Annotated in this window: 6 protein-coding genes; 4 read left to right on the top strand and 2 right to left on the bottom strand. The window is 54.8% G+C overall.

The window, feature by feature from the left end:
* The 3 genes from ALB80_RS22530 to ALB80_RS18770 all read left to right on the top strand — a co-directional run.
* The coding region (locus ALB80_RS22530) for a hypothetical protein (protein WP_216597691.1) at positions 1-240 on the top strand (240 nt) is incomplete at its 5' end.
* A gap of 20 nt (positions 241-260) precedes the next feature.
* The gene (locus tag ALB80_RS18775; protein WP_050605626.1) at positions 261-3,548 is read left to right on the top strand and encodes an adenylate/guanylate cyclase domain-containing protein; all 3,288 of its coding nucleotides are present in this window, start codon (positions 261-263) and stop codon (positions 3,546-3,548) included.
* On the top strand, positions 3,549-4,712 hold the full coding sequence (locus tag ALB80_RS18770; RefSeq protein ID WP_050605625.1) for a hypothetical protein: 1,164 nt from the start codon (positions 3,549-3,551) through the stop codon (positions 4,710-4,712). It begins immediately after the preceding gene.
* On the opposite strand, the gene ALB80_RS18765 is transcribed toward ALB80_RS18770, so the two are convergent.
* Both ALB80_RS18765 and ALB80_RS18760 read right to left on the bottom strand, forming a co-directional pair.
* On the bottom strand, positions 4,709-8,308 hold the full coding sequence (locus ALB80_RS18765; RefSeq protein WP_050605624.1) for a flavoprotein: 3,600 nt from the start codon (positions 8,306-8,308) through the stop codon (positions 4,709-4,711). The two genes, ALB80_RS18770 and ALB80_RS18765, sit on opposite strands and share 4 nt — an antisense overlap.
* A 319-nt stretch (positions 8,309-8,627) precedes the next feature.
* Positions 8,628-10,205 (bottom strand): DUF5928 domain-containing protein, encoded by a 1,578-nt coding sequence (locus ALB80_RS18760; RefSeq protein WP_050605623.1) that lies wholly within the window; start codon positions 10,203-10,205, stop codon positions 8,628-8,630.
* Between the two features lie 143 nt (positions 10,206-10,348).
* Here ALB80_RS18760 and ALB80_RS18755 point away from each other — a divergent pair, with 143 nt between their 5' ends.
* Positions 10,349-11,167: a sulfotransferase family protein gene (locus ALB80_RS18755; protein ID WP_050605622.1), complete on the top strand. Its 819-nt coding sequence runs from the start codon at positions 10,349-10,351 to the stop codon at positions 11,165-11,167.
* Positions 11,168-11,170: the final 3 nt, after the last annotated feature.

Here is an 11,170-nt window from a genome sequence, read left to right as displayed (position 1 = left end):
AAAAACACTATTATAAATCAATACGTTACACACCGCCTAAGAGCGGTGTTTTGCGTTGTCGCGATGGCGATGGAAGCATCAGGGCGGATGCGGAAAATCCCTGTGGTGAATGCGCAACCCGAGGCGGGAGCAGAAAAATCTTGCAAAAGACTTTTTGAGTTAAACTTGTGCATATTTTCAATTAATTTGGTTTTTGAAGACTCAAACTCAAAACCCGTGCTAGGTTCACCTTTGAAGTAGGGGGACTTCAGAGGGGCGACATGTCTCAGGACCTGAGCAAGTGGCTAAGCGCAATAGGATTGTCTGACTACGCGCAAGCCTTCTTAGACAACAAGATCGATTTTTCCATTCTGCCAGATTTGACGGCTGAAGATCTTATTGAAATCGGAGTAACTGCGGTCGGGGATCGTCGGCGGTTGCTGCGCGCTATTGAAAAACTGGATGTAACGGAAACATCCGAGGCGTCTGAAACCTCTGAACAAATTGAACCCGCGCGACGACAGGTCACTGTGATGTTTGTCGACCTCACGGGGTTTACAAAAATGTCCAGCGAGTTGGATGCCGAGGACTTGCACGCATTGCTCAATCAGTTCTTTGGCAAAGTGGACAACGTGGTTGAAAAATTTGGTGGGCGTATCGACAAACATATTGGCGACGCGGTCATGGCGGTCTTTGGCGCACCAATCTCGCATACCAACGATACAGAACGGGCGGCCAGGGCGGCGGCCGAGATACATGCGGTATTGCCAACACTGACACCTCCACTGTCCTGTCACATCGGTATTGCGTCTGGTCAGGTCATTGCCAGCTCAACCGGAAGCCAAACGCATACGGAATACACCGTCACCGGAGATGGGGTGAATTTGGCCTCGCGCTTGACCGATATCTCCAAGGGCAGTGAAACGCTGGTTTCTCACGATATTCAGCGCGCTTTGGGACCCCTATTTGTGGGGGAGTCAATCGGAGTACAGGCTATCAAGGGTTTGAACGAACCTGTCGAAGTTTGGCGCCTGGACCGTTTGGCCCGGAACATTCGGACAAGACGTCACAAGTTCATCGGGCGCGATCGTGAGATTTCGTTGTTTTCGGCAACGTTTGATCGGTGCAAACGACACGGAGAAGGCGAGGTTCATGTGGTTCTGGGCGAGCCCGGGATCGGCAAGACGCATTTGTCCGAACAGGTGGTTGAACTGGCCAAAAGCTTGTCCTATTCGATCCATAATGGCGTCGTCATGGATTTTGGAGCACGCGAGGGGCACTCGGCCATTCAGTCCGTGGCCCGCAGCATTCTGGGCCTTGACCCATCGGATGGAGCGGAAACAGGTGCAGCCGTGGCAAAAGATGCGATAGCCAAAGGTTGGATCAGCCCGTCGAACGCGGCGCATCTTAATGCATTGCTTGAGCTTGAGCAGGATCCTGGCTTGGCTGAGGTCTATGCCGTTATGGACAACAAGACCCGGCTGCGTGGTCGCAGGCAAGTCATTGATGAGTTGCTGTTGGCGCGCAGTCAGGACACGCCTCTGCTGATCCAGATCGAAGATATCCACTGGGCGTCCCCCGACATTCTCTCGGCCTGCGCACATATGGCAGCGGCAACGCGACAAATCCCCTGTGTCTTGATGATGACCAGTCGGGTCGAAGGGGACCCGATCGACCGAGACTGGCAAATGGCCACGGATGGCGCGCTTGTGTCCAAGTTGGAATTGGCCCCGATGGGGGAAGACCAGGCGAGGCAATTGGTCGAGGAATTTACGGCCATTGATCCCGAGCTGTTGGACACTTGCGTCAAACGTGCGGGCGGTAACCCGTTGTTTCTGGAACAGTTGTTGCGCAACATCGATGTACTCAAGCAGGAAACCGTGCCCGGAAGCATTCAAGGCATAGTTCAGTCGCGTTTGGATGCGCTGGATCGCACCAGTCGTACCGCCATTCAGGCGGCGTCAGTGCTGGGGCAGAGATTCTCGCCCGAGGTTCTGAACTTCCTTCTCGGCGAGGGCCATCTGGACACGACAAACTTGATTCGCTCGGCCCTGATCCGAGAGGCCGGGGCCGACCTGATGTTTGCCCACGCGCTGATCCGGGACGGGTCTTATGCCACTCTGGTCAAATCAGAACGCGCGCGCCTGCATCGCCAGGCGGCCAAATGGTTCGAAGATCGTGATGCAACCCTGCGCGCACAACATCTGGACCGGGCGGGGGCCAACAATGCAGCACAAGCCTATCTGGCTGCGGCCGATAAGTTGATCCACGCGTTTCGGTTTGACGATGCAAGCCCCTTGATCGAACGTGCTCTGGAACTGCCCTCGCCTGCTGGCGTCCGGTTTGACCTGCTTTGCGCACGGGGTGAGACACATCGGTTGCAGGGCTTGTCCAACGCAGCCTTACAGGAATTCCGGGACGCGGCACACCTTGCGGAAACGGATGAGCAAATCAGCCGGGCGCATATTGGCCTTGCGCAGGCTGCGCGGCAGGCCAGCCTGTATCAGGACGCGCTGGAAGCGCTGGATACGGCTGAAGCTGCGGCCGAGCGTGCTGGGTCCGAACGGGATGTGGCCCAGATCAACTATGTACGCGGCAATGTTTATTTCCCCTTGGGTCGTGACAAGGAAGCCTTGAGTGCGAATGAGCGCGCGCTCACTCTGGCCCGCAAACTGGATTCTGTACGCCTTGAAGTGGGTGCGCTCAGCGGGTTTGGTGATGCCAATTTCATGAAGGCCACCATGAGGACTGCGACCGGTTTTTACACGCAAGCTGTTGATCGGGCGCGTGAAAAAGGATTGGTTCGGGATCTGGCGGCCAATTTGCACAACCTGAGTGTTGCGCGCAGCTACACGGGGGATGTCGGGCAAGGGCGCGCAGACGCAACTGAAGCCATCGAAGTTTCGCAGAAGTATTTTGCTTTCGTGCCCGAATGTGTGGCTCAGACCTGCCTGGGTGTGGCCGAAACCTTTCTAGGCGATCTTGATCGGGCGCTTGAGGCGTTCCGGGTTTCGTCCGAGATTGCAGAGCGTGTGGGCGCAAAACGGCTTGAGGCGCAGGCGCTGGAACATCTGGCCCGCACGCAGGTTTATGCCGGGCAAATGGACCAAGCTTTGGAAACGGGCCGTCAGGCGGTTGAGATTGCGTTGGAACACGGACGGAACTTTGTAGGGCCCAAGGCGTTGTCGGCGCTGGCGATGGCAGAAACCGACCCGGATGAGCAAGTGCGCCTGTTGAATTTGGGGGCCGAGATCATCGCGGAAGGGTGTGTCGGCCATAGCCATTTGCATTTTTACCCCGATGCCAGTGCAGTCATGCTGGGGCGAGGTGATTGGCAAGCGGCGAATGATTATGCGGATGGGCTGGCGGCATTTACGGCAGGGGAACCTTTGCCAATGGTCGACCTGTCCATCCGACAGACGCGTTTTCTGGCTGAATGCGGACAAATGGGTATCGCGCCGACCCAAAGCGAGAGCTTTGCCAACCTTCAAGCCGAATTTGCCGAAATGGGCATCACCCAGTCCCTGCTGGGACGCGTTGATTTTCTGACCGAACAGGCGGGAGGTTGAATGAGCGTCGAGAAGAAGGTCTGGCTTATCTCTGGCCTGCTGACCTTTGGGCTGGCGGGTCTTTTGCTGAAACTCTGGATCGAATTGAACCATTTCGAGGGCGATCCGACACAATTGCCGGATCAAGCCGCGGTGGACTCATACCTGGGTAAGCTGGATGTGGCCCCGGACTATTATGTGCGGACCGGAATTTTCTTAAAGTCGTTCAGCTTTCTGGGCGCCAGTGATGTTCAGGTCACGGGCTATATCTGGCAGCACTATGAGACGGGCGTGCATGACAAGATTACCCCGGCCGAGGGTGAGGTTGGATTTCTTTTGCCCGAAGCGGTGGACACTGCAAATGGTCTGTTTGCCGAGGCGTATCGGCTGCCGCAATCTGACGGTGTTTTGATTGGGTGGTATTTCGAACAAACCCTGCGCCAGAGCTTTGATTACACAAGTTACCCTTTTGATCACAAAACGGTCTGGGTGCGGTTCTGGCCGTCCTCATTTGAAGACGCCGTCGCGTTGGTTCCCGATTTCGAGTCATATCCAGCGACCGGGCCAGACGATATTTTTGGGATCGACAATCAGATCGTGATGGGCACCTGGGAACGGGAAAACACCTATTTCGACTATAAGCTGTCAAATCTGGATACGACGCTGGGCATCGGCCAGAATGCGTATCAAACCAACGCGCCCGAGCTGCATTATAACTTCGTCATCAAACGCAATTTTAGCAATGCATTTATCGTGCATATGGTTCCTCTGATCGTTGTGATGATGTTGCTGTTTGGGGCAGTCATGACCGTCACCCGCCGTGAGGGCTTGATCGAGCGGCATGATTTCAGCACGTCCAGTGTGATCGGCACCTGTTCGGTTTTGTTCTTTGTGATCCTGCTGGCGCATGTGCAACTGCGCGAAGGCTTTGCGGGCTCACCCGTGATCTACATGGAGTCGTTCTTCTTCCTGATGTATTTCATGCTGCTGGTGGTATCGGTCAACACCTACCTCTTCGCATCCGAAGCGGTGCCGTCGCTTCGGTTCATCCATTACCGGGACAACCTGTTTCCCAAGGCCAGCTTCTGGCCGTTTGTGTTGCTGTGCATGGTGGCGATCACGGCGTATAATCTTAGCCTGAAGGTAAGCCACGAACCGCCACCGATCAGCACGGAAGACAGTTAGGCCACGGGTTCAAATCCGGGCTTGGGCTCGCCCTGCGCCATGTCCAACGTGTAGTTGTTGACCATCTCTGACGTGCCATCGCGCAAGTTCTTCAGATATTTTTCCGAATCCGCGATCACATAGGCGTATGCGGGCTTCATCACGCCGTTCACAACAACGTTGATCTTCTTGCGGATGTACACGTTTTCGGTCGAGTTGGGGCCGTGATACCCCTCTAGCTTGTCAAGTTCGCGCAGGCCGGATTGTGTCACCCGATAGACCTCTCCACTCACCTGTTTGCCCATTCCCTGCTGATCCACAAGCGTGGCCATGCGGTGCAAGTACCCACAGTTCGGATTGTCGCAGAACGGCTCTTTCGGGACAATCAGGGGCATCGGTTGCCGGGTGCGCGCCGTTCCTACGAAGTCGTTCAAAACTTTGCTGTGGGCGTCATGATTGGGGAACCCCTGCTTCAGTGATCCGTAGGTGAAGTACAGGTACGTGGGTTCGTTGACAGCCACATAGCTTTCGTCGCGCCCTTGTTCGGCGTCTGCCATCTTGAGGTTGTGATCGTGTGCCCAGGTATCCAGCATGGTTCGGATTTCGGGGTCGATCTTCATGCCCTGAACAAATTCGATGCACGAGGTCGCATCCATGCCTTCAGCCCCGAGCAGGATTTCCACCATCTTGGGTGCTTTGTTCATCACCGCCACATGCAACGCCGTGAACCCGTGATCGTTGACAATGTTGACGTCGATATCACGATTGATCAGGTCCTGAGCAGCTTCATAATCCGGCTTGCCCAGATCATGGCCGCTTTCGTTCAGCTCACCTTCACCACCGGCTGCATAGTGCAGCAGAGAATCGCCATGGGCTTCGTCCACGATGTTGACGCCGACGATCTCTTCGTCGATGGCGCGGAACACGCGTTTCCATTCGTTGATGTCATCGGCGGCGGCAGCTTCGCGCGCCCATTTGCAGACGCGGTATTTTTGATCGTCCAACTCCTCAAAGGCGTCCGCCAAAGCTTCCATGACCTGGTCCGGAGTTGCCATCATGCCGATACCCATCCGGCCGTTTGACAGGCGACCTTCGCGCGGCCCGATGAAGTCGACACCCAGCGTTTTCAGCTTGTCGACATTGTTCTGCGTGGTGATGTTGTTCCACATGTTCGTGTTGCAGGCGGGGCAAAGGATCACCGGTTTCTTCTGATACTGCCACGCCACAAAGACCGAGGTCAGAAGGTTGTCGGCAATACCGTTGGCCACTTTGCCCATCGTGTTGCAGGTGATGGGCGCCACGATGACGCAATCGGCCCAGTCGCACAGCGCCAAATGCGATGCGCGCACAGGCATGTCAAATTTCAAGTAGCGGAAATTCCACTCATCATCGTCGCGATAATAGTCATGATGGGTGATCTTGGCGTCGATCCGCTCGGCCCCGAAATCGCGAAAGAACTTCTCGGCCGAGACGGAGGGGATCAGTTTCACGTTATGCCCTGCATCGACGATGCGTTCGACGAGTTCCGGGATTTTGTCTGCCGCCGACGACCCGCAGGCGCACAACAATACGTTTCGCTTGCCGGCGTTGACCTGATTCATAACTCCTTTGGGATAGCCGAACGGGTTCTTTTCAAGGCTAGGGGTCTCATTCAGCTCTGATACAGGCAACCCTTCCGTGCGCATCTTAGCCTGCAATTCACCGGCTCTGATCATGTCCACAATGTCTTCCAGCTCATCGCTTTTGCTGATGCACCCGCCTTTGAAAAACAAATATGGCGGATCTGGTCTTTCGCCGAGTGTCACCAATTGCCGCCGCATCCTGATCATATTGGGATCGCGCCCACCCACATCGATCTGCTTGACGGTTGTTGCCCCGATATTCGAAAGAACGCTGCGCAGCATGTAGGACCAGGGGTCCTCATCTTCGTAGAACAAAACCATCTTATTGTGCTTGATGATACTGGCAACATCGCTTGGGTCTTCGGGCGGGTCGATCTCTTCGATCATCACCAATGCGGGGTCTTCCAGATCGCGCAGACCGCGGAAGATGTTGCCGCGCGGTGCCTGCCAGACCTGCGATGTCGCGGGGCTCATGTCGACTATGGTGACAACGTCTTTGTCCTCGTCGTAAGCAATGCAGAGACACCAGAACTCTTCCAGCAGGGCAGTTTCCCGATAAACGTTGTCCGGTGGACAGATCGCATCGATCCCGGTGACGCGATTGAAGTCGATATTAATCATCAGGTGACGATCTTTTTTGGCGTTCAGGCTTTTGAGCTGTGCCTTGAACCAATCCTGCGGGGTTTGGATCGATGTATCCTTGCGCGTCGCATAGCTTTGGAACGTACTGCCAAGATGCACGTTCTCGGACTGGCTGAGGTATTTTTCCGCCATCTCGTGCATGTCTTTTGCGGTGGCGACCCGGCTGACTGCCTCCGTGAACGACGCCTCGGTCGCTCTTAGCAGCTCGTCCTCGTCCACGCGGTTGTCGCCGTGAATGGCCAAGCTTTCCGCCAACACACCAAGTGAGTTCATGTTGGGCGTGGCCCGGCGGAACAGGTTGCGGCGCTTCTTTGGGTCCTTCGCCAGATAGAGCGTGCTGTCGACGTAGTTGCACCGCTGCTTGAACGTCTTCAGATGGGTTTTGACTGCAGCACGTGCCGAAAACCGCAATATGCCGCGCGACCGCATCGAGGTTCCGTCCCGATCCGACATCGCTTTCCAAAGCCGCTCGACAGTTGTCACCCAAAGCTTGCCGTATTTTTCGGGGTGCACATCCATCATGTGGACCAGACCGGTGCTTGGGTTGCATTTGGCGATGACGGCAAAATGCCCGCCCGGCATGTCTTCTTTGCCATGGGCAACACCAACCTGAAAATTCGCCACCAGAATGTCGTTGTCTCCGCCCAACCGATTGGATTCGTCGATCGCCTCAAGCAAAAGCGGCACACTGGTCGTGTCTCCATCCATGAAATAGGCCTGAACCTGAACCCGATCTCGAAGCCCTTGCGAGTGAATGTAGGTGCAGGCGACATCAAACAATTCACCCAGCGAGATTCCGTCATTCACCACAAAGGACGAAGGCAGCGCGCATTCGCGGAAGATGTCATTCACCTCGCAACTGAACCCCAGAGCCGACATGCTGAGTGCCGCTGCCGTCACGCTGCAGCAGTTGATTGGCTGTTGGAAGTTCTGCAACTGGACACTGACCAGATCCCCGAACATCGTGGCGAAACAGGGTTTGCGCACCTCTTCCGGTATCTTCCGCCAATTCTTGCTGGATAGATAGGCCAGACAGGTACCGTCCAGTGCAAGCGCTTCCAGGCTGACGGGGATATCCGAAATCTGAAGATGTTCTTCGTAGAAGTAATCGCCTACATCTGCGCTGGCCAGAGGGTCCCCATCCTGACGCAATTGAACCACGCCGCGCAGCACAACATACATGCCTTTCGCGGGCAACACAGTGTTACCAGTCGCTTCGAAAAACTCGAAATGAGGATTGATGACAGCAGGGTCTGCTACTGCGGCGTCGCCAGGCAAAACCTTGTAAATCAGGCTCCAGTCTGCGTCATTTGGGATGTATGATCTGGCATTGGCAATTTGATCTATGGTCACAACTGTGTCCCCCCGGAGTTGCGTTTCAAATTTCGACCAGAAAAATGACCGTGTTTCCCCAAGCGGGTATTGATCTTCACGATACGAAAATCGCCCGGCTCGGCGCCTTTTCACTGGTCGAGACTGATCTGTTGATCGAAAAAGTATAAACAAATCGGCCTAATTGGCGGCACAATATCCGATTTTTGGGCAAAAATCACGAATACAGTGAGGTCGATCGGTGAGGTGCCAATGATTGGGACAGAAACGGGTCCAGCCAGAGCGCGTTGCGCATCGCAAAGAGGGTCCATGCGCTGCCGGCATGGCGCCAGTTTCCGGTTTAATCGAGGAACAGGTAATCCAGGCGCATCACGGCGCTTGCCTTTTCCTGACTCACGCCAAGAAATCTGGCGATGACGGCCTCGTTTTCGCTGAGCTGGGCCGTTTCCCTCAGGCGTACGTAGTTCTTAAGCTCCGCAGCCCGGATTTGTTGCGATTCAAAGCTCAGATCATTGCGCAGCGTCGGCACCAGCTGTGCCACGGTTTCCGCCGGGCTGTTTTCCCCGGCCAGCCTTACGCGACGGGCATGGCCAATCAGATATTCGTCCGAGTATTCGCATTCGATTTCCAGCACATGTGTCTTGGCCTGATCGCCGCAAAACTCCTCGAGGACATCAAGATTGGCGGGGTCGAGACACAGAACCAGCTGATCCGATCCGAAACTGTCAAACAGCAATCGCACGACGGCCCGTCTGTGACGCGAACGTTTGGCCAAACTCGTTTCTATCCCGCCCAGATCGGGCATCCGCGTATCTTCTTCGTTAAACAGGTATTCAACACAAGGGATATCGGTTTCGGCCGCGATCTGATCGACCAGCCGTTTGGCAACGTGCCATTTCTTGCAGACAATGACGAAAAGCTCCTGCTGGGGGCCTAGTGTGCATCCGGCCTCCCAGAACCGTTGCCCGAAGCGGCGGCCAATGCGTCCGCGCCCGGCAAGAAACGCATATAGGTTAGGCCCTTCATTCGAGACCGGAAATTCGATGCCCTCACTGGCATAAAGCGATCCCAGGCGTTCCTTCAACTCATGCGCTTCGGGGCTGATCTTGCGGGCAAACAGGTAATCCTGCCCCAAAAGCATGTCATAGTGATCGTTGTAGAATGTGACCGGCATTCCATAATCTGAAAACATCAGGAAAGTCGGTGTACGGTTTTCGATCTCACCTTTCGGAATCAGGTGGCGCACCAGTGTCTGAAAAAAGGTTTCATCTGGAATCCATGTGGTTGAGAAAAACCGGACTACATCCCGTCGCTGGCGCAGAAACTCCAGGATCATCTCAACGGTGCGGCGGCGCAGACACCACCATTGGCTGCCGATCATGATCTGCAGATCTTCGGGAATATCCCGCGTCAGGCCAAACCGCTTCTGCATCTCATAGGCGGTGTAAAATAATTTGGGCTGCGTGCGTTCGTTGAAATGGTGGCGATAGATCAGCCGGTCTTCTTTCATACCGGTCTTGATCCAGTTGCTTTCAAAGAAATCGTGACTTTCGACAAAATCCTTGTCGCGATCATCCAGAAAACGGTGAGTATATTCTGCCGTTTTGATGGCCATGCAGTCGCCAGACAGCATGTAGAAATGCGTGGCGTGCGGGAACGCCTCGACCGCGGCATTCAGGGCGTTCAGCGTAGCCTGCACCAGCGACCACTCTCCCCACCCGCATTTGATGCGCTTGTCGGCAAAAACCACGTTGGGATTGTCGCGCAACGCGCTGCGGATCTGGTCATAGGCGTCAGAGTTTGCGCGCGCGTCGAAATGGATCGCCATGCAATCGCCCGCTGCGGTCAGCTGTTCAGCCTGTGCGACGATGGCCTTGGGGTCCTTATGGCACAGCAATATGTAGGCAATCTTTGCCATTGAGTTTACGTAATTTCCGTTTCTGCCCGGTTTCTACCGTGATACTGAGGATGCGCGATTGAATAAACAGAATAATTTTGGTTCTTTGTTACCAAACGCTGGCGTATCGGATCGATACCTGACCAGCGAAGGAGGCGCAGCAGATGGGTTTTCCCGGTACTTGGATGACCGAGAGTGAAAGCATGGTGTACCGTGTGGTGCCCAAATGCGCGTGCTCGACCATTGGTCAGATCATGTATTACTCGGATCACGGTCAGTTTTTTGAAGGTGACATCCACGATGCCAAGGATGGAATGCACAAATGGGCTTTTGACCAGAGTCAGGGTCTGATTACCAAAAACGTGCGCAGTCATGCCTCGTACTCTTTCACCTGTGTGCGCAATCCCTACACACGCATCCTAAGCTCGTTTTTTGACAAAATCTGCGGCATCCAGCGCAACGGTAAGCGGTATCGGGGCAATCTGGTGCCGACGCTGATCTACAACTATGGAATCGAAGTGGGCGGTGATGACGGCAAAGGAGAGTTTGACCAGATCGCCAGCTTCCGCCGGTTCCTGCTGTTTGCGCGTGACACGATCCGGTGGCGGCGCCCGATGGATCCGGACATTCACTGGTCTGCAATGTCAGGCCATGTGTCTACTTTCATCGTGAACGGCGGTCACTATGATCGGATTTTCTGGACCGAAGCGTTCAATGACGGGATGCAGGATGTTCTGGGCAATATCGAACTGAAGCACTCAGTTTCCTTGTCAGAAATCCCACGTTTCAATGAGTCCGAAGGCCATGGACCAAAGCGTGCGCACCCGGTTGAGGATTACTTCGACGATCTGTCAATGCATCTGGTCTATGAGATCTACAAACAGGATTTCGAGCTGTTCAAATACGATTTCGAAAACCCAGCCAACAAGATGCCGATCGGCGAAATCGATCTGGACGAAATTCACGCCAAACTCGGTGACTGACTG

Origin of the sequence: Ruegeria sp. 6PALISEP08 (assembly GCF_001238295.1) — a bacterium.
In the GTDB taxonomy this organism is placed as follows: Bacteria; Pseudomonadota; Alphaproteobacteria; order Rhodobacterales; family Rhodobacteraceae; genus Ruegeria.
The sequence above is the reverse complement of the archived record's forward strand: the minus strand, read 5'-3'. Positions and strand labels throughout refer to the sequence as shown.